The organism is Halomonas sp. V046 (assembly GCF_052645355.1).
This window is the reverse complement of sequence record NZ_JBQXYF010000003.1, coordinates 129,665-152,375: the sequence shown is the minus strand read 5'-3', so window position 1 is coordinate 152,375 and position 22,711 is coordinate 129,665. Positions and strand designations below refer to the sequence as shown.

General features: G+C 65.6%; 14 protein-coding genes and 1 pseudogene. 10 read left to right on the top strand and 5 right to left on the bottom strand.

Translation table 11 applies throughout. From position 1 onward, the window contains the following. Nucleotides 1–240 precede the first annotated feature (240 nt). From ACUN9Y_RS05040 to ACUN9Y_RS05030, 3 genes are all read right to left on the bottom strand, one after another. A complete protein-coding gene (locus tag ACUN9Y_RS05040; RefSeq protein WP_445459592.1) occupies nt 241–987 on the bottom strand; it encodes an SPOR domain-containing protein in 747 nt (248 codons plus the stop codon). 3 nt (nt 988–990) lie between these two features. Then, nucleotides 991–2,676 (bottom strand): arginine--tRNA ligase, encoded by a 1,686-nt coding sequence (gene argS, locus ACUN9Y_RS05035; protein WP_445459591.1) that lies wholly within the window; start codon nt 2,674–2,676, stop codon nt 991–993. Nucleotides 2,677–2,956: 280 nt separating this feature from the next. Beyond that, entirely contained in the window at nt 2,957–5,209 is a 2,253-nt protein-coding gene (locus ACUN9Y_RS05030) for a primosomal protein N' (RefSeq protein WP_445459590.1), read from the bottom strand. A 322-nt stretch (nt 5,210–5,531) separates the two neighbouring features. On the opposite strand from ACUN9Y_RS05030, the gene rpmE reads away from it, so the two are divergent. Both rpmE and ACUN9Y_RS05020 read left to right on the top strand, forming a co-directional pair. Then, the gene (rpmE, locus tag ACUN9Y_RS05025) at nt 5,532–5,744 is read left to right on the top strand and encodes a 50S ribosomal protein L31 (RefSeq protein ID WP_445459589.1); all 213 of its coding nucleotides are present in this window, start codon (nt 5,532–5,534) and stop codon (nt 5,742–5,744) included. Nucleotides 5,745–6,362: 618 nt separating this feature from the next. Further along, nucleotides 6,363–7,634 carry a malic enzyme-like NAD(P)-binding protein gene (locus ACUN9Y_RS05020; RefSeq protein WP_445459588.1) on the top strand — a complete coding sequence of 424 codons (1,272 nt, stop codon included), beginning with the start codon at nt 6,363–6,365 and terminating at the stop codon, nt 7,632–7,634. Nucleotides 7,635–7,766: 132 nt separating this feature from the next. Here ACUN9Y_RS05020 and ACUN9Y_RS05015 read toward each other — a convergent pair whose 3' ends face one another. Together ACUN9Y_RS05015 and ACUN9Y_RS05010 are read right to left on the bottom strand one after the other, a co-directional pair. Then, nucleotides 7,767–8,528 (bottom strand): DUF481 domain-containing protein, encoded by a 762-nt coding sequence (locus tag ACUN9Y_RS05015; protein WP_445459587.1) that lies wholly within the window; start codon nt 8,526–8,528, stop codon nt 7,767–7,769. Between the two features lie 115 nt (nt 8,529–8,643). After that, complete coding sequence (locus tag ACUN9Y_RS05010; protein ID WP_445459586.1) at nt 8,644–11,169, bottom strand: penicillin-binding protein 1A; 2,526 nt, start codon at nt 11,167–11,169, stop codon at nt 8,644–8,646. A 296-nt stretch (nt 11,170–11,465) separates the two neighbouring features. Here ACUN9Y_RS05010 and pilM point away from each other — a divergent pair, with 296 nt between their 5' ends. The 8 genes and pseudogenes from pilM to gltB all read left to right on the top strand — a co-directional run bounded on the left by pilM (nt 11,466) and on the right by gltB (nt 22,695). Next, nucleotides 11,466–12,524, top strand: a complete 1,059-nt coding sequence (gene pilM / locus ACUN9Y_RS05005; protein ID WP_445459585.1) for a type IV pilus assembly protein PilM — start codon at nt 11,466–11,468, stop codon at nt 12,522–12,524. Next, nucleotides 12,521–13,066, top strand: coding sequence for a PilN domain-containing protein (locus tag ACUN9Y_RS05000; RefSeq protein ID WP_445459584.1), 546 nt, complete (start codon nt 12,521–12,523; stop codon nt 13,064–13,066). Before pilM ends, ACUN9Y_RS05000 begins: the two co-directional genes overlap by 4 nt. Next, nucleotides 13,063–13,713, top strand: a complete 651-nt coding sequence (locus tag ACUN9Y_RS04995; RefSeq protein ID WP_445459583.1) for a type 4a pilus biogenesis protein PilO — start codon at nt 13,063–13,065, stop codon at nt 13,711–13,713. The genes ACUN9Y_RS05000 and ACUN9Y_RS04995 overlap by 4 nt, the downstream gene beginning before the upstream one ends. Before the next feature lie 68 nt (nt 13,714–13,781). Further along, on the top strand, nt 13,782–14,345 hold the full coding sequence (locus ACUN9Y_RS04990; RefSeq protein WP_445459582.1) for a pilus assembly protein PilP: 564 nt from the start codon (nt 13,782–13,784) through the stop codon (nt 14,343–14,345). Between the two features lie 137 nt (nt 14,346–14,482). After that, nucleotides 14,483–15,790 (top strand): annotated as a pseudogene (locus tag ACUN9Y_RS04985) (type IV pilus secretin PilQ); the annotation flags it as partial. Continuing rightward, nucleotides 15,790–16,338, top strand: a complete 549-nt coding sequence (gene aroK, locus ACUN9Y_RS04980; RefSeq protein WP_445459581.1) for a shikimate kinase AroK — start codon at nt 15,790–15,792, stop codon at nt 16,336–16,338. The pseudogene ACUN9Y_RS04985 and the gene aroK, both read left to right, overlap by 1 nt. Continuing rightward, nucleotides 16,335–17,453: a 3-dehydroquinate synthase gene (gene aroB / locus ACUN9Y_RS04975; RefSeq protein WP_445459580.1), complete on the top strand. Its 1,119-nt coding sequence runs from the start codon at nt 16,335–16,337 to the stop codon at nt 17,451–17,453. Before aroK ends, aroB begins: the two co-directional genes overlap by 4 nt. A 796-nt stretch (nt 17,454–18,249) precedes the next feature. Then, nucleotides 18,250–22,695, top strand: coding sequence for a glutamate synthase large subunit (gene gltB / locus ACUN9Y_RS04970; RefSeq protein ID WP_445459579.1), 4,446 nt, complete (start codon nt 18,250–18,252; stop codon nt 22,693–22,695). The last annotated feature ends 16 nt before the right edge of the window (nt 22,696–22,711 follow it).

Sequence of the window (22,711 nt, the reverse complement as noted above, 5' to 3'; positions counted from 1 at the left end):
GGCGGCAGGAAGAGAATTCAAGCATCGAGGGCGATGGGGAGCGTGATCGTTGTCGTCCCGGGCTTGCGCTGCGCGCATCGGGTGGCGGTGGGGCGGACACGACGACGCCCCGGTCGATGGGGCGTCGTCGTGTCCTTGGCGCTGGGCAGCGGAGGCCGGGCAGGGTCGCCGGTCTCAGGCGTCGCGGTTGCGCATTTGTTGCACGGTTGTGACGGCTCGAGCCCCGCCGTCGGCGGGCGGTCAGTTCTGCAGCTGGATCATCAGCGGCTCGATGCCCTGGGTGCTCATCAGGTCCTGGGCCCGGGACAGCTCGCGGCGGTCGCTATAAGGGCCGACCTGAACCCGGTGCCAAGTGGCGCCGCCGGTGGCTTCGACTTCGCTGATCTTGGCCAGCAAGCCGAAATCCTTGAGCCTCCCGGCGAGCTGGCGTGCATCGTTGAGCTCACGAAACGAGGCGGCCTGGAGCATGTAGCGCTTGTCGTCGGAGGGGGCGGCGGTGGGCGCGGCCGCGCGCTCATCGTCGCGGGTGTTGGCGGCAATCACGGCGGCGATGGGGTCGTCGGCGCTCGCCGCGGGGGTCTCCGGACGTTGGGCCGCTTCCGGGCGTTTGGCGGTAGAGGCCGGCATGTCGCCATCTGGTGCGATGACCTCGGACTCCGGCAACAGGGTATAGAATTCGAACGTCGGCATCGGCGGCTCGCTCGGGGTGCCGCTGCTACTGCCAGCGCCCGTCTGTCCGGCGGCACCCGTCGAGGCGCTGTTGCCTTGGCCGGCGCCGCTGGGTTTCGGTAGCACGGCGGCCACCGGGGAGCGGGCATCCTGCCACGGCGCCGTGCCGTTCTGGTGGTGGGCCAGCAGGAAGCCGGCCGCGATGCCGGCGGCGCCCCATACCCAGCCGGGCAGGCCACGGCGGGAGCTCGCCGAGCGACTGCGCGTCTTGCTGGAAGTGGCACCGCGCTTGCGCGGAGCGGGCTTGCGAGTGGCCATGGGTTACATCTCCTCCGGTGCGCCGACGCCCATCAGGTCCAGGCCATTGCGCAGAACCTGGCGGGCGGCCAGGCCCAGCGCCAGTCGCGCGTTGCGCAGCGCCGGGTCGTCGACCATTACCTTGCAGGCGTTGTAGCAACTGTGGAAATCCGCTGCGAGATCCTGCACATACTGGGCGACCTGCTGGGGCTCGCGAGCCTCAGCCGCGTGGGCCACCACCTCGGGGTAGCGGGCCAGGCGGTTCATCAGCGTCTTTTCCTGGTCGGCGTCGAGCCGCCCCAGGCTATTCATGGCCAGGGCATGGTCGAAGCTCAACTGCTCGCTCTCGGCCTTGCGTAGCACGCTGCACACACGGGCATGGGCGTACTGTACGTAGTACACCGGGTTGTCGTTGGACTGCGAGCGAGCCAGGTCGATATCGAAGGTCAACTGGGAATCGGCGCGACGGGCGGCGAGGAAGAAGCGAGTGGCGTCGCGGCCGACTTCGTCGATCAGATCGCGCAGGGTGACGTAGCTGCCGGCCCGCTTGGACAGCTTGACCTCGACGCCCGAGCGGGTCACCAGCACCATCTGGTGCAGCACATAGTCCGGCCAGCCCTTGGGGATATCCACCTTGAGCGCCTGGAGCCCTGCGCGCACCCGGGTCACCGTGGAGTGGTGATCGGCGCCTTGTTCGTTGATTACGCTGGAAAAGCCGCGCTGCCACTTGTCGTAGTGGTAGGCGACGTCGGGCAGGAAGTAGGTGTAGCCGCCCTCGGACTTGCGCATCACGCGGTCCTTGTCGTCACCGAAGTCGGTGGTGCGCAGCCAGGTCGCGCCGTCCTGCTCGTAGGTGTGGCCGTTATCGGCGAGCATCTTGGCGGTGGCCTCGACCTTGCCTTGCTCGTAGAGTGAGGACTCGAGGAAGTAGACGTCGAAGCTCACGCCGAAGGCGCGCAGGTCGAGATCCTGCTCGCGGCGCAGGTAGGCTACGGCGAAGTCGCGAATCGCGTCGAGGTCGTCGACGTCGCCCTTGGCAGTGACGTGGCGATCGTCGGCATGCACGGTTTCGCCGGCGAGGTAGGCGGTGGCTATGTCTCTGATATAGCCGCCGAGATAGCCGTCTTTCGGCCAACTCGCGTCATCGGGGCCGAGGCCCTTGGCCCGGGCCTGGACCGACAGCGCCAGGTTGCTGATCTGGGCGCCGGCGTCGTTGTAGTAGAACTCGCGAGTGACATCGTAGCCGGTGGCTTCGAGCAGGCGGGCCAGGCAGTCACCGACCGCCGCGCCGCGTCCGTGGCCCACGTGCAGAGGGCCGGTGGGGTTGGCGGAGACGAACTCGACCTGCACCTTGCGGCCTTGGCCTTTCAGGCTGCGGCCGAAGCTGTCACCGGCCGCCAGCACCTGGCGTACGACCTGGGCGGCGGCATCGGTGGCGGCGAAGAAGTTGATGAACCCGGGGCCGGCGATCTCGACCTTGGATACGGCGTCGCTTTTCGGCAGCGCGGCGACGAGCTTCTCGGCGACCTGGCGTGGCGCCATGCGGGCCGGCTTTGCCAGCATCAGGGCCAGGTTGGCGGCGTAGTCGCCGTGGGCCTTGTCCTTGGTCGGGTCGACCTTGTAGGCGGGGCTGAGGTCGTTGGGGACGATCTCTTGCGCCTTGAGCTCGGCAAGGGCGGAGTCGAGCAGCGATACGATGGTGTCTTTCATGGCAATTCGGATGTCCTGTGACGCGAAGACGAGCGGGGCGAGGGCGCAGGCGCGATGCCCGTCGGCGGATAAGGCCTCAACTTTTCGCCAATATTATCCTCGTTTGCGCCTTGGCTTTAAAGGTCGCGGCCGACTTAAAGAAGCACCGCATACATTGCTGTGCTCGACATCTCGGCTGCCGGCGGTACCAGGGTCCTCATTTAGCCCCATGTAAACGCCGGCCTTCCCGCTCCGGCGGCAATCGAGCTGTCATCGCTCGCGATATCTATTCAGTGTTTCATCAGCTCAGGGTCATGGGGTCGATATCCAGCGACCAGCGCACGCGACGGGCCTCGCGGCTGTCCTCGAGATAGTGAATCAGCCAGGCGCCGGCCTCGTGCAGTTGGCTGCGCCGCGGGGCCATCAGCATCACCTGCAGGTGATAGCGGTTCTGACGTCGCTCCATGGGGGCCGGTACCGGCCCCAGGCAATCGACCTCGAGGCTGCGCTCGGCGAGATAGCCGCGTAGCGCCGAGGCGGCCTCGCGCCCGAGAGCGGTGACCTGGTCCTCGCGGGGGCTTTCCAGGCGCAGCAGGGCCATGAAGCGAAAGGGCGGCAACGCGGCGATGCGACGTTCATCGAGCAGCGAGTCGGCCAGGGCATCGTAGCCGCGACTCGACAGCAGCGACAGGCTGGGGTCGTCGGGATGCATGGTCTGCACCAGAACGCGACCGGGATGCGCCGCGCGTCCGGCACGCCCGGCGACCTGCTCGAGCAGCTGGGCCGAGTGCTCGAGGGCGCGAAAGTCGCTGGCGTAGAGCCCGGCATCGGCGTTGACCACCACCACCAGGGTGACATGGGGCAGGTGGTGGCCCTTGGCCAGCATCTGGGTGCCGACCAAGAGCGCCGGCTCGCCGCGGCGAATCTCGCCGAGCATGGACTCCAGGGCGTCCTTGGCCCGGGTGCTGTCACGGTCGATGCGATGCACCGGCACCCCCGGAAAATGCTCGGCCAGGGTCTCTTCGCTGCGCTCGGTGCCGCTACCCAGGGGGCGAAGATCGGCGCTGCCGCACTTGGGGCAAGCATCCGGCAGGACCCGGCGGCGGTCGCAGTGGTGGCAGGCCAGCAAGGGCGGCTGGCGATGCCAGGTCATGCGCGCATCGCAGTGGTCGCAGTCGGCCATCCAACCGCAGGCATGGCAGGCCAGAGTTGGCGCGAAGCCGCGCCGATTGATGAACACCAGTACCTGATGGCCGGCCTTGAGGGTCGCGCCGATGGTGTCCAGCACCGGCGGAATCAGGCCGCCGCGCCGCACACGGCCCTTGAGATCGACAAGCTCCAGGCGGGCCGGCGCGTAGCGCGTGGCTCGCTGGCGCAGATGCAGGTGTCGATAGTCGCCCTGGCGGGCGCGATGCAAGGTTTCAAGCGCAGGCGTGGCGCTGCCGAGCACCAGCGGCACGGCGTGGTGTTTGGCACGTACCACGGCCAGGTCCCTGGCGTGGTAGCGCAGGCCATCCTGCTGCTTGAAGGAGCCATCGTGCTCCTCGTCGACGATGATGACGCCGGGGCGCGCCAGGGGCGTGAAGATCGCCGATCGGGTGCCGATGATGATCGGGGCGCGACCGCTGGCGGCGGCCTCCCAGGCATCCAGGCGCTCATGGTCGCTAAGGCCCGAGTGCAGGGCCACCACGGGGACCCGAAAGCGTTGCCGAAAACGCGACAGTGTCTGGGGGGTCAGGCCGATCTCGGGCACCAGCACCAGCGCCTGGCGGCCCTTGGTCACCACCGCCTCGATCAACTGCAGGTAGACCTCGGTCTTACCGCTGCCGGTGACGCCATGGAGCAGGCAGGGGTGGAAGCGATCGAGCCCTTCGTGAAGGCCCGCGAGGGCGGTGGCCTGTTCGCTGTTCAGTGCCAGCGCCGGGCTCGCCAGCAGGCCCGCCGCCTGGCCAGGGTCGGCCTGGGTCAGGGCTTCTTCGCGGCGCTCCGCGAGGCCCTTGGCCGCCAGGGCGCGTAGCTGCTCACGGGAAAATGACTGCGCCAGGATGGCCTGGGTCACCAGGCCGTGGGGGTGCTGGCGTAGCATGTGCCACAGCTCGGCCTGCTTCGGCGCCCTGGCGACACGGGCGAGGGCGTCATCGCCGCCATCATCGCCGCCATCGAGGGCGAGCCAGCGCTCGCGCACGCGGGCCTCAAGCGCTCGGCCCTGGCGCAACAGTACCGGCATGGCGTGCATCAGGGTATCGCCCAGGGCGTGCTGGTAGTAGCGCGCGGTGAATCGACACAGCCATAGCCAGTCGTCGGGCAGCGGCGCCTTGTCGAGGCAGGCATCGATGGGCTTGAGGCGGTCCAGGGGCAGGTCGCTGGTGTCACGGCATTCGATGACCACACCGACCACCTGACGCCGGCCGAACGAGACCCTGACGCGCAGCCCAGGGGCCCAGCCCTCGTCGGGCTCGGGGCCGGCAGCCAGGTAATCGAACAGGCGCCGCAGCGGTGACGGTATGGCAATGCCCAGCACACGAGGGGCGTGCAGCGCGGGAGAATCGGGCAATTGGCCTCCGGATTTGACTTCTGCTAGAATGCTTCGCCGCTTCTACTCAGGTCTTTGCCTAAGTGGGTGGGCCCAGTTGGGTGGTACAGCCGCCCATGCCTGGGTCTTAACACCCGGCTCGGGTCATGGCAGCCTGGGGAGGGAGGCGGAATACCGGCCGACACGGCTCATGCAATGGGGCTTGCCATCAATGGGGTTTGCCATCGATTGGCTCGCGCTCACAACGGTCGAGACCGTTGGCTGTCAGAGTGTCGTGTCATATCCCCGTATGCGGTGCCTGGCAATGGATCAGGTGGCGGCATACCGCTCAGTGAGGTTCAAGATGAAACAAGGTATCCACCCAGATTACAAGGCGGTCAACGCGACCTGCTCCTGCGGCGCCACTTTCGAAGTCGGTTCTACTTCTGGCCACGACTTCAATCTGGACGTCTGCTCTCAGTGCCACCCGTTCTACACCGGCAAGCAGAAGCAGGCCACCACGGGTGGTCGTGTTGAGCGCTTCAACAAGCGTTTCGGTGCTGCCATCAAGCGTTGATCGCGACACTGGTCACGCTCTGACGAACCCGCCCCAGTGGCGGGTTCGTTGCGTCTGGGGCGGGGCGCGGGCGCCTGGTCCACATGGCCGTGCCTTCGTTGCGGCCGACGCAGGCATCTACCCGAGGGGGCGGCTGAGGCGTGCCTCGGTTTCTGGGCTAGTTTTTGGGCTAGTTTCTGGGGCTCGGTTTCCCGGCTCGGCTTTCTGGTTTGGCTTTCTGGTTTGGCTTTCTGGCGTAGTTCTCGGGCGCAGCCCTTCACGGCCCGGCTCTTTACGGCGCGGCTCTTCACGGTCTGGTGCGAGGGGGCGATCCAGTGGAAACTGCGTCGGGTTCTGGGCACGCCCGGCGGGCCACGGCTACGCTGATAGGGTCCGCCGTCGGTATCGTCCCGTTGTGGTCGGTGCATCGGGAGCTTTCCCACAACAGTCGGGAGCTTTCCCACGCCGGTTGGGAGAACGCAACACGATCAAATGCGGCAATGCAGCATAAGTTGTCGACAACGTCGCAGAAAATCTTCAAATGCGCGTGCAAAACGCCTGATGTAGGCCAGCATTGAGAAATGGAATGATTTTTTATATTGTGGTGCCACTTTCCTTCAGGATATCCGGACTTCGAGCATGACTGACGCCAAAAAGCAGGCCGCGCTGGACTACCACGCCCTCCCGATTCCCGGCAAGCTCTCTGTCGAGTTGACCAAGCCGACGGCCACCGCCAAGGACCTCGCCCTGGCGTACAGTCCTGGTGTCGCTGAGCCGGTTCGCGAGATCGCCCAGGACCCGGAAAACGCCTACCGCTATACCGGCAAGGGCAACCTGGTGGCGGTCATTTCCGACGGCACCGCCATCCTGGGCCTGGGCAATCTCGGGGCGCTTGCCAGCAAGCCGGTGATGGAAGGCAAGGGGGTGCTGTTCAAGTGCTTCGCCGGGATCAACTCGGTGGATCTCGAGGTCAATGCCGAGAGCCCCCAGGCCTTCATCGACACCGTGGCGCGGATCGCCGACAGCTGGGGCGGCATCAACCTGGAAGACATCAAGGCCCCGGAGTGCTTCGAGATCGAGCAGGCGTTGATCGAGCGCTGCAATATTCCGGTCTTCCATGACGACCAGCATGGCACCGCCATCGTGACGGCGGCGGGTATGCTCAACGCCCTGGACGTCGCCGGCAAGTCGCTGGAGAACGCGCGTATCGTCTGTCTCGGCGCGGGGGCTGCCGCCATTGCCTGCATGAAGCTGCTGGTGGCCTGTGGTGCACGTCCGGAGAACCTGGTCATGCTGGATCGCAAGGGGGTGATCCATACCGGCCGTGAAGATCTTAATCAGCACAAGGCGATGTTTGCCGTCGATACCGACAAGCGCACCCTGACCGATGCCATCGAAGGCGCCGATGTGTTCGTGGGGCTGTCGGGCCCGGGGCTGATGACCGCCGAGCATATTGGTGCCATGGCCAAGAACCCGATCGTGTTCGCCTGCACCAACCCGGATCCCGAGATTAGCCCGGATCTCGCTCGCGAGACCCGTCCCGACGTGATCATGGCCACCGGGCGTTCCGATTATCCCAATCAGGTCAACAACGTACTCGGTTTTCCTTTCATCTTCCGCGGCGCCCTCGACGTGCGCGCGACGCGTATCAATGAGGCCATGAAGGTAGCGGCGGTCCACGCGCTGAAGGACCTGGCCCGTGAGCCGGTGCCGCAGGCGGTGCTCGACGCCTACGAGCGTGACGAGATGAGCTTCGGACGCGACTACATCATCCCGACACCGGTGGACGTGCGCCTGCTGTCGCGGGTGACGTCGGCGGTGGCCCAGGCGGCGGTGGACTCGGGTGTGGCCCGCAAGCCCTATCCGTCCCATTACCCGCTGACCTCGATCGACGACGTCTACGGCGGCTGATCACCGCCTGCGTCGGTCTTGTCACCGACGAGTTCGTCACCGAGAACACGACAACGCCGGCCATCAGGCCGGCGTTGTCGTGTGTTAGCCCGTGAGGCGCACCGGGTGATGGCGCCGATGGGCGGGGACGGCCTAGAAACGATAGCGCAGCGAGGCGGCGGTAATGCGGTCCGTCTTGGCCTCGGCATCCGGGGGCGGGTCGGTGTTGTGCTTGATCTCGTGGGACAGGCGCAGCGACAGGTGGGCGTTGATGCGCGTATCGAGCGCCGTCAGCGAGCGCGACGTGGTGTTCTTGCGTGTTTCTTCCACCGAGAGCTCCTGTTCGAGGCTAGCGGTCTCGCTGAACTGCCAGCCGGCTTCCAGCGCGCCGTAGGCAACGGCCAGGCGCTCATCCTCTTCGCCGGGCAGGATATCGGCACGATAGCCGGGGCCGAGTTCCAGGGTCAGTTGGGCGCGATCGGTGTCGAGCATCTGGCGCCCGTAGCCGGTGATGCCGGTGAACTGGTGGTCGTAGCCACTGAACCGGTCTTTTTCCCAGCGTGCGAAGGCGAACAGATAGTGCGGGCCGTCGAGTTCGCGGCGTTCGCGGAACGATGCCAGGTACTGCTCGGCGCTGGTGTCGCTGTTTTCACTCACGTGGCGCACCTCGCCGCGGACACGGTGCATCCAATCGCCGGTGATCCAGGTCATCTGGCCCTTGCCGAGCAGGGTTTCACTGTTCGTGTTGCCGGACAGATGGGTGTAGCCCAGCTCCACATTGCCGGTAAAGTCGTCGGCACCTTCCGCTGGCGCGGCCAGGGAGTAGAAAGGGCTCGCCGATGCGTACTGAAACGTACCCAGAATGCCGATTGTGCACAGTGCCAGTGCGGGCGCGAGTCGTCGTGCAAGAACCATGGTGTGGTCTCTGGCGGGTCTTGATGGGTTCTGAAGGCGACGTAACGATGAGAGGACGGTCATCCGTGCCGTCCTGGTTCCGCCCCCGGCGGATGCCGGGGACGAAGGGTCGGTCCTAGAAGATGGCCTCGTAGGCGCCGGTGCCTTGGGAGTCGCTATGGCGCTCGACGGCGCTTTCGACCCGGCGTGGCTGCTGAGACGGCAGGTGGTCTTCGTCGAAGATTTCGCTGATGCCGCCGCCCTGGCTGTCGCGCAGCAGGCGACCGGTATTGGCATCGACGCGGGCGGTGACGATCCCCGGGGGCTGCTCGGGGATGGCTTCCGGCTTGCCGTCAAGGGCCTGGCTCATGAAGTCGACCCAGATCGGCAATGCCGCCTGGGAGCCGTACTCGGCGGTCGGCGTGTTGTCATCCTTGCCGACCCAGACCGTGGTGGCGAGATCGGTGTTGAAGCCGGCGAACCAGGCATCGCGCTGGTCGTTGGTGGTACCGGTCTTGCCAACGATATCGCTGCGATTCATCGCCAGTGCACGGCGCGCGGTGCCGTGCTCGACCACATCGCGCAGCATGTCGCGCAGAATATAGATGGCACGGGCATTGGCGATGCGCGGTGCGATTTCATAGGTCTTGCCATCGATCTCCGTGGTGGTGGCGTCTTCGCTACACTCGCGGCAGGCGACCCTGGGGCTCGCTTCCTCGACCACCGACTGCTCTTCGCCCTGGGTGACCTTCTCGATGAACCAGGGCGAGACACGGAAGCCGCCGTTGGCCAGCACGGCGTAGGCGTTGGTCATTTCCAGCGGCGTCAGGCTGGCGCTGCCGAGGGCCAGCGACAGGCCGTGGGGCAGGCGCTCGCGGGAGAAGCCGAAGTTGACCAGGAAGTCGAGGGTGTTCTCCAGGCCGAGCGATTGCAGCAGGCGAATGGTGACCAGGTTGCGCGACCGTGCCAGGCCGACACGCAGCCGGGTCGGGCCGAGGAAGTCACCGCTCGAGTTCGACGGGCGCCAGAGTTCGTTGCTGCCATCGTTGAGCACCACCGGGGCGTCATTGATGACGCTGGCCGCGGTCATTTCGCCGCTGTTCAAGCCGGCAAGGTAAATGAACGGCTTGAAGATCGAGCCGGCCTGGCGGCGGGCCTGGATGGCGCGATTGAACTTGCTGGCATCGAAGTCGAAGCCGGCTTGCAGGGCCAGGATCGCGCCAGTCTGGGGCTCCATGACCACCAGCGATCCTTCGGCATCGGGCCGCTGGGAGAGGCGCCAGGTGCCGTCCTCACGCTGCAGGATGCGCACCAGGTCACCGTGACTGGCGATCTCGGCGGCGCTGGAGGGCTTGGCGCCGCGATAGCGTGCGCTCTTGTAGGGCGCGGCCCAGTCGAGTCCTTCCCATTCGATGGTGTGAAGCTTGCCGCCCTGGGCCAGGACCTGCATCTGACGTCCGTCGGTCGACACCACAATGGCCGGTTCCAGCGGGCCATAGGTGGGCGTGCGTTCGAGAACCTGAATCCAGTTGCTGACATCGCCGTCGATGCCTTCCACCGTGGTCTGGCTACGCTCTGCGGCGCGACGGGCGGTCTCCATGACTTCCGGTGACTCGGACAGTTCTTCCTCGAGGCCGCTGCGCTCGGTTTGGTCCTGGGCCTCGGCGAGGCTCTGAGGAATGTCGGTGTCCTCGGCGCCGCGCCAGCCATGGCGGGTGTCATAGGCGATCAGGCCGTTGGCCAGCGCCTGGCGCGCCATGGGCTGCAGGTCGCTATCCAGCGTGGTGTATATCCGGTAGCTGCCGGTGTAGGCCTGGTCGCCGAAGCGGTCGGTGGCGAACTGGCGAGCCATCTCGGCGACATAGTCGGCCTGGACCTCGGCTCGGGCGACGTGACGGCGGGCGGTGATCGGTGCCTGCACGGCCTCATCGTAGGCGAGCTGGTCGATATAGCCGAGTTCACGCATGCGAAACAGGATCCAGTTGCGTCGGATCAGGGCGCGCTCGGCATTGGCCAGCGGGTTGAAGGCCGATGGCGCCTTGGGCAGGCCGGCGATCATGGCGCTCTGGGCGAGGGTCAGCTCGCTGAGCGGCTTGTCATAGTAGACCTCGGCCGCGGCGGCGATGCCGTAGGCGCGATGGCCGAGGAAGATCTTGTTGACGTAGAGCTCCATGATGTCCTGCTTGGACAGGATCTGTTCCATCTGCAGCGACAGCAGGATCTCACGGATCTTGCGCGTAAAGGTGCGGTCCAGGGTCAGCAGGTAGTTACGTGCCACCTGCATGGTGATGGTCGACCCGCCCGACTGAATGTCGCCACTGGACGCCAGCTCCACCGCCGCCCGGGCCAGACCCTTGGGGTCGACGCCGTGGTGCTCGAAGTAGGCGGAGTCCTCGGCGGCCAGCAAGGCCTCGAGCAGTGGCTTGGGAATGTCTTCGAAGTCGACCGGCATGCGGCGTTCGTCGCCGAACTCGCCGATCAACTGGCCGTCCCGGGTATAGATCCGAAGCGGCGTCTGCAGCTCAAAATCCTGCAGTTGGCGCACATCGGGCAGGCCGGGGGCGAAATAGATCGCCGCGCCGACCACGCCCAGCGCGACCGCCGCGCCGAGAGATATGACCAGCCACACGGCGGAAAAAATGAGGGTTCTTAGGTACTTCATGAAATCGCGGTGTCCATGCTGGGAACGAAAACTGCGGGACGATAAGGGTGATCGGGCATTCCGTTGCGACGGCCATTATAGGAACAGCGGTGTTCAGTCACCAGCGTCGAGCAAAAATCGGTGTGTCTCATGGGGACTAATCCGTCTCAGGTCACGAAAGCCGGTAGGCCAATCGAGTAGCCTTGGCGGTTGGTGTTGTGGACATCAGGCGCCCGGGATCATGGGCAAGGATGGCCTGCGACCCGGTCTCGATCGTGCCAAGCGCTCGCGCTGGCCATTGCATGGGACGATGCGCAATGCGTTTCACCGCTACCTCCAAGGGGCTGATTGGGGTCGATATCACCTCGGCGACGGTCAAGCTTATCGAGTTGAAAGCCGTCGGTGGCCGCTTTCACGTCCAGAGCTATGCCGTCAGGCCGCTGCGCGAAGGCGCCGTGGTCGAGCGGCGCATTCGCGACATGGAGGCGGTCGTCGGTGCACTCGGTCGGGTGGTAGAGCTGGCTCAGCCTTCGACCCGGCGCGCGGTGGTGGCGGTGCCAGCCAGCGCGGCAATAACGCGAGTGCTCAGCGTGCCGGTGGATCTCGATGACGACGAGATCGAGACGCGCATTGAGTTGGAATCGGACAAGCATATTCCGTTTCCGTTCAGTGATGTCGTCTTCGACTTTCATCACCTTGGGCGTGATCGCGTCTCAGCGGGGCACAAGGAGATCCTGCTGGTGGCGTGTCGTTACCAGGACGTGATGCAGCTCACCGAGGCCCTGGAGTCGGCGGGGCTCAAGGCGCAAGCCGTGGATGTGGAAGGCTTTGCCGTGCAGCGTGCCTTTGCCAGGCTGTGTCGAGAGGGGCGTGGCGCCGGTGAGGGCGAGAGTCTGGCGCTGGTGGATATCGGTGCTCACCTGTGCGCCTTCCATGTGATTCGTGATGGTCTCATCGTCTATAGCCGAGACGCCCTGATCGGTGGGCGCCAGTTGACCGAGGCGATTCGTGATCGCTATGGCGTGAGTCTTGAGGAAGCGGGGCTGGCCAAGAAGCGCGGTGGTCTGCCCCCGGACTATGCGGCAAGCGTGCTGACGCCCTTTCTCGAGATGCTGGTCGAACAGGTCGGGGGGGCCTTTCAGCTGTATGCCAGTGCCAATCGCCAGTACGCGGTGAATCATCTGGTGCTCGCCGGTGGGTCCTGTGTGTTGCCGGGACTCGCCGAGCGATTGGCGCAGCGCTGCGGCGTGCCGGTGAGCCTGGCCAATCCGCTCGAGGACATGATGGTCAGTCCGCGGGTCAACGCCGGCGCTCTTGGGCGCGACGCGCCGGCGATGCTGACGGCCTGTGGCCTGGCCATGCGGGGGCGACGATGAAGTCGGTAGAGATCAATCTACTGCCTTGGCGAGAAGCGCAGCGGTCTCGGCGTGGTCGCGCCTTTGGGCTGGGGTTGGGGGCCGCCTTGGTGCTGGGGGGGCTGGCGGGAATGGGGGTGGTGGCTCGCCTAGAGCGCGAGCTCGACAGCCTCGGTCAGCGCCGCGCCCATATCGAACAGCGGGTGGCCGTGCTCGATAATCAGGCGCGCGGCGTGGTGGCCCTGGAGCAGCAAGTGGCGATGCTGCGCCATCAACAAGACCTGTTTCGGCGTCTGCAGGCGAGCCGGCCCCAGGCCATTGCGATATTCAACGCCTTGGCGGCGACGCTCGGTGCGGGAGTCCGCTATCTGAGTGTTGAGCGCGTCGGTGACACCCTGCGCCTGGTAGGAGAGGCCGACAGCAATGCCGGCCTGGCCGACCAGCTTCGGGCACTCGCCAGCGCCGAGGTGTTCTCCGAACCGACCCTCGAGTCGGTGGCCGCCGAGCAAGGGCGGCAGCACTTCACGCTGTCGCTGGCGTTGAGCCACAGGGAGGCCTTGTGAACCTGTCCAGGGAATGGCGTCGGCTGCTGGCGACGGACTGGCGTGAGCTGGAGCTTGGCGAGGTGGGGCGTTGGCCGTTGCTGTTGCGCTGGTGTGTCTGGGTGGTGGTGTTTGGCGTGGCGCTTGGGGGGGGGGTGGCGCTGCGGGGTAGCGCGGTGTCCCGGGATATCGAGGCCGCCGAGCGTCAGGAGGTCGGCGTGCTCGATGCCTATCAGGCCTCGGTCACCGAGCTTGTTCGACTGCGGGTCCTCGAGGGGCAGGTGGATGAGCTCGACCAGCGCCTCAGTCGGCTGCTGTCGATGCTGCCAAGCGGGGCGGAGGTACCTGGGTTGCTCGATGCGGTGAGCACCAGCGCGCGCCGGCGTCGCCTGTCGGTGGAGGCATTGCGCCTTCTCGAGCCGAGGCGCCACGACTTCTATGTCGAGCGCCCCTTCGAACTGAGGGTGCGCGGCGGGTACCACGCCATCGGCGGTTTCATCGCCGATCTGGGCCGGCTGCCGCGGATCATCACGCTGCATGACCTGCGCTTGGCTCCCGTCCCCGGCGCCGGCGTGCTGGAGCTGACCGCCCAGGCGAGGACCTACAGCATGCGCGCGGCCGACGAGATGGCGGATGGAACGCAGGAAGAGGAGGTGGCGGCACCGTGAGCGTCGACAAGGCCCCGTTGGGGGGAGAGGCAGCCGCCGCGAGACGGCGTGCGCCAGGAGGCCGCTTCATGCAGGGGATGGTGATCCTGGTCTTGTTGCTCGCAGGGTGCGTGGATCCCGAGCTCGATGCGCTTGATCGCACGCTTGCGCGCCTGCGCGATCATCCGCAGGCGGTACCGGTACCGGTGCTCGCCGAACTGCCGGTCCTCAGTGTGCCGGACTATCGCTACGGCGGTAGCCGCAGCCCGTTTCGTCGCGCCGGCGTCGCCTCGGTGTCTGGTCAGGAGCGCGCCGGCAACGGCCTGGCGGCTTATCCGCTCGATGCCTTGACGCTGGTCGGAGTGCTGGGGCGAGACGGCCAACGCTGGGCGGTGGTTCGGGATCCCGAGGGGCGCGTTCACCGGGTTGGCGTGGGCACACCGCTCGGCCTCGCGGGGCGCCGCGTGGTGGCCATCGATAATCAGGGGATGCGCCTTGCCGCTGCGTCGGTGGGTGCGCTGGGTGGTGCTCTGAACGGCTCTGACGGCGATTCTAAAGGCGACGACGAGGGCGACGTCGAGAGCGACGTCGAGGGCCGCCTGGCGTTGGGCGATAGCGGCAAGCGGTACCTTCTCAAGGCGTTGGGGCAATGACGGCCCCGTGTTCGGTCGCCTCTGGCAGAGCGTCGACCCTGGCTACGGAGATGCACGGTATGGAGAGACATCCAGGGTGGATGCATCCGCTGTTGGTGATGGTTGGGGTGGCCCTGGTGGCAGCAATGTTGTGCTGGTCCGGGCGGGTGTTGGCGACGAGTTCGGTGATCGGCATGCCGGCCGCGGGCGGCGAGCGCCAGTTTCGCGGCGAGCCGCTCTCGCTCAACTTCCAGGACGTGGGCGTGCGCTCGGTGCTGGCGGTCATCGCCGAGTTTACCGGTCTCAACCTGGTGGCCAGCGATAGCGTCGATGGTCGTGTGACGATCAATCTCACGGCGGTACCCTGGGATCAGGCCCTCGACCTGGTGCTCAGGAGTCAGGGGTTGGCGAGTCGGCGCGAGGGCGATGTGCTCATCGTGGCGCCGCTGGCGGAGTTGCTCGAGCGGGATCGTCTCGAGCTCGCCTCTCGCGACCAGCGCGGGCAACTCGAGGCCCTGGTCACCGACTACATTCAGGTGCGTTACGCGGCGGCCTCCGATCTCGCCGCCCTGTTGCGCGGTGATGGCGGCCTGGGGCTGCTCTCGGAGCGGGGACGCGTGGCGACCGATGAGCGTACCAACACGCTGCTGATTCAGGATGCCCCGGCGCAGATCGCCGCGATTCGCGCCGCCCTCGGGCGCCTGGACGTGGCCGTACGTCAGGTCCAGATCGAGGCTCGTATCGTCGTGGTGCGGGATAGCGCGGCCCGCGAAATCGGCGTCGATTGGGGGGTGTCGAGCACCCGAGGCTTCATCGACAACGGCGATGGCAGCTCGGATTTCGCCGATCTGGTCCATGGCAGCGACCACGCCTTCGGTGGCCTGGCGGTGGATCTGGGCGATGCCGTGGACCCCGGAAGCTCGCTGAACATCGGTTATCTGGCCGGCGACATTCTGCTCGATCTGGAGCTTCGGGCGCTGGAAAGCGAAGGCAAGAGCCAGACCATCTCCCAGCCGAGAATCATCACCGCCAATCAGCACACCGCGGTGATCAAGCAGGGCAAGGAAATCCCCTATCAGGAGTCCACGTCAAGCGGCGCGACCAACACGGAATTCAAGGAGGCGGTGCTGTCGCTGGAGGTCACGCCACGGATCACGCCGGACGATCGTATCGTCATGGACCTGATGATCAACAACGACACCGTGGCCGATCAGACCTTCGATGGGGCGCCGGCCATCGACACCAACCAGATCGAGACCCAGGTGCTGGTGGACGACGGTGCCACGGTGGTGCTGGGCGGTATTCTCACCACCGAGCAGGTCCATTCGCTGTACAAGACGCCGTGGCTGGGGGATCTGCCACTATTGGGCAATCTGTTCCGGTATACCGAGGACGTCAACGATAAGGTAGAGTTGTTGGTATTCATTACTCCCCGGATACTCGACGACGGCCTGGCGATTCGCTGATGCAGGATGTACCCAACCTGATTCTTATCGGCCCCATGGGGGCCGGAAAAAGCACCATTGGCCGCCTGCTGGCGGCCGAACTGTCGCGCGATTTTCATGACAGCGATCATGAGATCCAGTCACGCTGTGGCGCAGATATTCCCTGGATATTCGATGTCGAGGGCGAAAGTGGCTTTCGAGATCGCGAGAGCGCCATGATCGCCGAGCTGACCCGGCGCGAAAAGGTGGTGATCGCCACCGGCGGCGGCGCGGTGCTGCGTGAGGAGAACCGCCAGCGCATCCGTGAAGGCGGCACGGTGGTGTATCTGTTTACCACGGTGGAGCAGCAGCTCAAGCGCACCGCCAAGGATCGTAATCGCCCGTTGTTGCAGCGCGGTGATCGCGAGCAACTGTTGCGCGACATGTTCGCGCTGCGCGACCCGCTCTATCGCGCCACGGCGGATCTCGTCGTGCGCACCGACAGGCGCGGCCCGCGCGCGGTGGTCAACGACATCGTGCGCCGCGTACAGCGCCTGGTCGACCCTCTCACTTGCAAGGCCGAATCATGAGCCAAGATGCTTCATCTGTTCCCGCAGCGATGCTGACCCTGGGGGTCGCCCTGGGCGATCGCAGCTACCCCATCCATATCGGCCCGGGACTGGTCGATGACGGCAGCAAGCTCGCGTCACACCTGGCCGGACGCCAGGTGATGGTGGTGACCAACGATACCGTGGCCGAGCATTACCTGGCGCGCCTGACGGCGTCGCTGCCGCAAGGGCTGATCGTCGAGACGCTGGTGTTGCCCGATGGCGAAGCCCACAAGAGCCTTGAGGGCGTGGCGAAGATCTGGGATGCGCTGCTCGCGGTGGGCTTCAATCGCAGCGCCACGCTGGTAGCGCTGGGCGGAGGCGTGATCGGTGACATGGTCGGTTTCGCTGCCGCCTGCTATCAGCGTGGTATCGCCTTCATTCAGGTGCCGACCACCTTGTTGTCCCAGGTCGATTCGTCGGTGGGTGGCAAGACCGGGGTCAATCACCCCCTCGGCAAGAACATGATCGGTGCGTTCTGGCAGCCACGAGTGGTGTTGATCGATACCGCGACGCTGGCGACCTTGCCGTCGCGAGAGCTGTCGGCGGGGCTCGCCGAGGTGATCAAGTATGGCCTGATCCATGACCTCGGCTTTCTCGACTGGCTCGAGGCCGAGATGGCCGGCCTGCGCGGGCTCGATGCCGAGCTCTTGGCGCGGGCGATCGAGCGCAGTTGCGCGATCAAGGCCGAGATCGTGGCGCAGGACGAGACCGAGCAGGGCGTGCGCGCGCTGTTGAACCTCGGTCATACCTTCGGCCATGCCATCGAGGCGTACATGGGCTACGGCGCCTGGCTGCACGGTGAAGCGGTGGCGGCGGGCATGCTGATGGCCGCCGACCTGTCTCACCGCCTGGGCTGGATCGAGGCCGATGCCCTCGAGCGTACCCGTCGGATTATCCAGGCCGCCGGGCTTCCGGTGGCGGCGCCCAAGGAGATGGGGGTCGAGGACTTCCTGGCGCGCATGCGTCTGGACAAGAAGAACCTCGACAGTCGCCTGCGCCTGGTGCTTCTCGCCGATATGGGCAATGCCTGCGTGCACGATGAAACGCCCCGGGACCTCCTTGAGGAGTGCATCGCTCAGTTTCCACGCTGCTGACGGGGATTGCTTGTTCCGTTGGCAGGCTGATGGGCTACCGCGCTGAGGCGTGGATGCTGCCTGCCAGACATTGCTACTTCTCTATCCGTTGACAGCCACAACGCCTGCGTTCATCGCGGGCGTTGTGCGTTGTGGCGGCGGCTGCGCCGGTGACACGACCGCTCGAAGGCGATCGCTGCATCGGCCATCGTTTCGGGCTCGATCTCCGTGTCGGCGTCGGTTCGGTTCGGCTTGTCATGTGCGGATGGCGACAGTCGGCGAGCGGTGGGGCTTGCGGGTAGTTCGCGGTGCGCCAAACCCCGCATTCTAAGGCGCGCCGGAACTCGCCCTTTGTGGTGCGCCGGAGCTCGTGCTTTGTGGCACGCCGGACCCCGTGCTTTGTGGTGCGCCGGAACTCGCCCTTCGTGGTGCGCCGGAACTCGCACTGGGCCGTGCTTGCATGTCGGCATAAGCATGGATCTGCATGCGATATGCCTGATCGGCATGGGGTGTCGACAGTTTTTGCGACCAAAGTCTAATGGATGGAAATGCGGTTCACGTCTTGTTGGAAAATTCTTCCAAGTGGTTGACGAAAGAAGATTTTTTTCTTGAACGTTTGTGCAAGCATCGGATTTACGGCGTTTTTTTACGCAGGCGTGATCGCCAGGTGATTGCGCGAAGGGTGGCGCAGTGGCTATGCTTGGGGGCCTTTTTTCGCGCAGCGAGCGAGGCCCTAAGTAGGGCTAAATGAAAAGAAAAACCGATAACAATATCGCGTAATTGCTGTGAACACAATACTTTCATCTGAGGCGCGCCCATGAACCAAGGTCTTCATCAGCCCGGCGAGTTCCGTGACAATTGCGGGTTCGGCCTTATCGCCCACATGGAGGGTCAGGCCAGCCACGAACTGTTGGCCACGGCCATCGAATCCCTGACCTGCATGACCCATCGAGGCGGCATCGCCGCCGACGGCAAGACCGGCGACGGCTGTGGTCTGCTGCTCAAGATGCCCGAGGGGTTCATGCGTCAGGTGGCGAGTGAGGCGCTGGGCGCAGAACTCGGCGAGCGCTTCGCGGTTGGCGTCATCTTTCTGCCCGACGACGACGAGCGCGAGGCCGCTGCCCGTGCCACCGTCGAGGGCGAGCTTCACAAGCGTGGACTCAGGTTTCTCGGCTGGCGCGACGTGCCGGTCGACCCGAGCGTCTGTGGCCCTATGGCACTGGACTGCCTGCCGCGCATTCGGCAGCTGTTCGTCGAGCCAGGGGCGGGGGAAGAACCCTTCGACGTGTCCCTGTTCATGGCCCGCCGGCTGGCCGAGCAGGCGCTCGCCGGCGAGCCCGATTTCTACGTCTGCTCACTGTCGAGTGACGTGGTTTCCTATAAAGGGCTGGTCATGCCGGTGGATCTGCCGGCGTTCTACAAGGACCTCGGTGACGAGCGCCTGGAAACCGCGATCTGCGTCTTCCATCAGCGCTTCTCGACCAACACGGCGCCGCGCTGGCCGCTGGCCCAGCCCTTCCGCCTGCTCGCCCACAATGGTGAGATCAACACCATCGAGGCCAACCGCGGCTGGGCCAACTCGCGCAAGGAAAACTTCGTCAGCGAGCGGGTGCCCGACATCGCCAGGCTCGACGAAATCGTCAACACCACCGGCTCCGATTCCTCGAGCATGGACAACATGCTTGAAGTGTTGCTGACCGGTGGCATGGAACTGCACCGGGCGGTACGCATGATGGTGCCGCCGGCGTGGCAGAACGTCGAGATCATGGACAGCGACCTGCGCGCCTTCTATGAGTACAACTCCATGCACGTGGAGCCGTGGGATGGCCCCGCCGGCGTGGTCATGACCGACGGTCGCCAGGCACTGTGCATGCTCGATCGTAACGGCCTGCGCCCCGCGCGTTGGGTGATCACCAAAAACGGGTTCATCACCCTGGCCTCGGAGATCGGTACTTACGACTACCAGCCCGAAGACGTTGTCGCCAAGGGGCGTGTCGGACCGGGGCAGCTGTTGGCCGTGGACACCGAGACCGGCGAGGTGTTGCACACCGCGGATATCGATGCGCGGCTGAAGTCGGCGTACCCCTACAAGCGTTGGCTCAAGGAGCAGGCCAACTTCCTGGAATCGGCGCTGACCGAGCTTGCGGCCTTCCAGTCCATGGATGCCGACGCGCTCAAGGTCCAGCAGAAAATGTTCCAGGTCAGCTTCGAGGAGCGTGACCAGATCTTGCGGCCCCTCGGTGAGAGTGGCCAGGAAGGCGTCGGGTCGATGGGTGACGATACGCCCATGGCCGTGCTGTCGGGCAAGCACCGCCTGCTGACCGACTACTTCCGTCAGAAGTTTGCCCAGGTCACCAACCCGGCCATCGATCCGCTGCGCGAAGCCATCGTGATGTCGCTGGAGACCTGCATCGGCGCCGAACGCAACGTGTTCAAGGCGACGCCCGAGCATGCCCACCGCATCATCCTGACGACCCCGGTGCTATCGCCGCGCAAGTTTACCGCCCTGGTCACCCAGGACGATCCGGCCTTCGCCAGCCTGACCCTGTCGCTGGGCTATGACCCCGAGGCGGTCGGCCTGAAGGCCGCGCTGCTCGATCTGTGCCAGCGCGCCGAGGCGGCCGTCCATGACGACAAGGTCCTGTTGGTGTTGACCGACGCCGACCTGCCCAAGGGACAGGTGCCGATTCACGCGGCGCTAGCCGTGGGCGCGGTTCACCACCACCTTGGACGCCTGGCGCTGCGCCCGCGGGTCAACCTGGTGGTCGAGACCGGCTACGCTCGCGACGCCCACCAGATGGCCGTGCTGTTCGGCGTCGGTGCCACCGCCGTCTATCCGTGGCTGGCGTACCAGGTCATGGCCGACATGCATCGCACCGGTGAGTTGTCCGGCAATCCGGCGGATACCCGTGAGAACTACCGCAAGGGCCTGCAGAAAGGCCTGTTCAAGATTCTGTCCAAGATGGGGATCTCGACGCTGGCATCCTACCGGGGCTCGCAGCTGTTCGAGGCCGTGGGCCTGTCGTCGGATGTCATGGACCTGTGCTTCACCGGCATGGCCTCACGCATCCAGGGCACCGGCTTCAACGAGATTCAGCTCCAGCAGCAGGCGCTGGCCAAGGATGCCTGGCTGCCACGCAAGGGCATGTCCCAGGGCGGCCTGATGAAGTACGTCCACGGCCACGAGTACCACGCCTACAACCCGGATGTGGTGAAGTCGCTGCAGGAGGCGGTGCAGGAAGGCGATTACGCCAAGTGGAAGCATTTTGCCGAGCTGGTCAATGGTCGTGACCCGGCGACCATTCGTGACCTGTTGAGGCTCAAGCCGGCCGCCGAGGCGCTACCGCTCGACGACGTCGAGGCGGTGGAAGATCTGCTGCCGCGCTTCGATAGCGCCGGCATGTCGCTCGGTGCGCTGTCGCCGGAAGCCCACGAGGCCCTGGCCCAGGCCATGAACGAAGCGGGCGGACGCTCCAATTCCGGCGAAGGCGGAGAGGATCCGTCCCGTTACGGCACCATCAGAAGCTCCAAGATCAAGCAGATCGCCTCGGGCCGCTTCGGCGTCACGCCGGCCTACCTGGTCAATGCCGAGGTGCTGCAGATCAAGGTCGCCCAGGGGGCCAAGCCCGGCGAGGGTGGCCAGTTGCCTGGCGGCAAGGTCAATGAGCTGATTGCGCGGTTGCGTTACGCGGTGCCGGGAGTGACGCTGATTTCCCCGCCGCCGCACCACGATATCTACTCCATCGAGGACCTGGCGCAGCTGATCTTCGACCTGAAGCAGGTCAATCCGGAGGCCCAGGTCTCGGTGAAGCTGGTCTCCGAGCCGGGCATCGGCACCATCGCCACCGGCGTGGCCAAGGCGTATGCCGATCTGATCACGGTGTCCGGCTATGACGGTGGCACCGCGGCCAGTCCCCTGACCTCGATCAAGCACGCCGGGTCGCCCTGGGAGCTGGGCCTGCCCGAGGTCCACCAGGCGCTGCGTATCAACGGCCTGCGCGACAAGATTCGCCTGCAGACCGATGGTGGCCTGAAGACCGGTCTGGACGTGGTCAAGGCGGCTATTCTCGGCGCCGAGAGCTTCGGCTTCGGCACGGCACCGATGGTGGCGCTGGGCTGCAAGTACCTGCGCATCTGTCACCTGAACAACTGCGCCACCGGCGTCGCCACTCAGATGCAGTACCTGCGCGACGAGCACTTCCGTGGCACCGTCGACATGGTCAAGCACTACTTCCGCTTCATCGCCGAGGAAGTGCGCGAACTGATGGCCATGGTCGGCGTGCGCAAGTTGACCGACCTGATCGGACGCACCGACCTGCTCGAGGCGTTCGAGGGGGTGACCGCCTCCCAGCGCAAGCTCGATCTGTCGCCGCTGCTCGGCAACGACCATGTGCCGGCCGATGCCCCGCAGTTCTGTACGGTCAGTCGCAATGTGCCCCATGATCCGGGGGCCAAGAACAAGGAAGTGCTGGACGCCCTGGCGGCGTCTATCGAGAGCAGGAGCGGGGCCGACGAGTCGTTCACTATCACCAATTGCGATCGTTCGGTGGGCGCTCTGGTCTCCGGTGCCATCGCCAAGCGCTACGGCGAGGCCGGGCTCGAGGATGCGCCGGTCACCGCGCGTTTTCGCGGCGTGGCGGGGCAGAGCTTCGGGGTGTGGAACGCCCGTGGCCTGCACCTGTACCTGGAAGGGGATGCCAACGACTATGTCGGCAAGGGCATGAACGGCGGCAAGCTGGTCATCGTGCCGCCGCGGGGCAGCCAGTTCGAGAGCCACACGACGGCGATCATCGGCAATACCTGCCTGTATGGGGCCACCGGTGGCAAGTTGTTCGCCGCGGGCACTGCCGGCGAGCGTTTCGGCGTGCGCAACTCCGGCACCCATGCCGTGATCGAAGGGGCCGGCGATCACTGCGCCGAGTACATGACCGGCGGCATGATCTGCGTGCTCGGCGAGACCGGGGTCAACTTCGGCGCTGGCATGACGGGCGGCTTCGCCTATGTGCTCGATGAGGACCGCACCTTCGTCGACAAGTACAACCATGAGCTGGTGGAGATCCATCGCGTCAATACCGAGGCCATGGAAGCCTATCGGCGACACCTGAGGGAGACCATCGAGGAGTACGTGGCGGAGACAGGCTCCGAACGTGGCCGCGCGATCCTCGAGGACTTCAGCGACTTCGTCCGCCATTTCTGGCTGGTGAAGCCCAAGGCGGCGAGCCTCAGTGGCCTGCTCGCTCAGTCCACGCGTCAGCCCGAGTAAGCCCGACGGCGTCCCG

What these genes read in the sequence shown, in the direction of transcription:
- ACUN9Y_RS05040 (WP_445459592.1), bottom strand. Translation starts at nt 987, where the DNA reads ATGGCCACTCGCAAGCCCGCTCCGCGCAAGCGCGGTGCCACTTCCAGC.
- aroK (WP_445459581.1), top strand. Translation starts at nt 15,790, where the DNA reads ATGCAGGATGTACCCAACCTGATTCTTATCGGCCCCATGGGGGCCGGA.
- gltB (WP_445459579.1), top strand. Translation starts at nt 18,250, where the DNA reads ATGAACCAAGGTCTTCATCAGCCCGGCGAGTTCCGTGACAATTGCGGG.
- ACUN9Y_RS05015 (WP_445459587.1), bottom strand. Translation starts at nt 8,528, where the DNA reads ATGGTTCTTGCACGACGACTCGCGCCCGCACTGGCACTGTGCACAATC.
- aroB (WP_445459580.1), top strand. Translation starts at nt 16,335, where the DNA reads ATGAGCCAAGATGCTTCATCTGTTCCCGCAGCGATGCTGACCCTGGGG.
- argS (WP_445459591.1), bottom strand. Translation starts at nt 2,676, where the DNA reads ATGAAAGACACCATCGTATCGCTGCTCGACTCCGCCCTTGCCGAGCTC.
- ACUN9Y_RS05020 (WP_445459588.1), top strand. Translation starts at nt 6,363, where the DNA reads ATGACTGACGCCAAAAAGCAGGCCGCGCTGGACTACCACGCCCTCCCG.
- rpmE (WP_445459589.1), top strand. Translation starts at nt 5,532, where the DNA reads ATGAAACAAGGTATCCACCCAGATTACAAGGCGGTCAACGCGACCTGC.
- ACUN9Y_RS04990 (WP_445459582.1), top strand. Translation starts at nt 13,782, where the DNA reads ATGCAGGGGATGGTGATCCTGGTCTTGTTGCTCGCAGGGTGCGTGGAT.
- ACUN9Y_RS05000 (WP_445459584.1), top strand. Translation starts at nt 12,521, where the DNA reads ATGAAGTCGGTAGAGATCAATCTACTGCCTTGGCGAGAAGCGCAGCGG.
- ACUN9Y_RS05010 (WP_445459586.1), bottom strand. Translation starts at nt 11,169, where the DNA reads ATGAAGTACCTAAGAACCCTCATTTTTTCCGCCGTGTGGCTGGTCATA.
- pilM (WP_445459585.1), top strand. Translation starts at nt 11,466, where the DNA reads ATGCGTTTCACCGCTACCTCCAAGGGGCTGATTGGGGTCGATATCACC.